At 34.6% G+C, this 295-nt stretch carries 1 pseudogene; it reads left to right on the top strand.

The window, feature by feature from the left end:
- Nucleotides 1-88: 88 nt before the first annotated feature.
- Nucleotides 89-295: pseudogene (locus V6246_RS18285) on the top strand (hypothetical protein); the annotation flags it as partial.

Here is a 295-nt window from a genome sequence, read left to right as displayed (position 1 = left end):
AATAACTAATACTATTTAAACTATGAAAAAATTATTTTAATTATCAAATACATTATTAGGTTTTACATTTGCCTCTAGCGCACAAAAAATTGCAGATAATGCTTTAGGGTTACGTCTTGGAGATAGTGATGGTTTAGGAGCTGAAATTACTTACCAACGTGCTCTAGGTGATAACAATAGAAGTGAAGCTGATTTAGGTTGGAGAATCGGAAACGATTACAGCGCTTTTAAATTAGCAGGTTTATACCAATGGGTATGGAATATCGACGGCGGATTTAACTGGTATGCTGGTGCT

Origin of the sequence: Algibacter sp. TI.3.09 (genome assembly GCF_038154905.1) — a bacterium.
GTDB lineage: Bacteria > Bacteroidota > Bacteroidia > Flavobacteriales > Flavobacteriaceae > Algibacter.
Note: the sequence above shows the minus strand (reverse complement) of the source record. Positions and strands in the feature narration are given on the sequence as shown.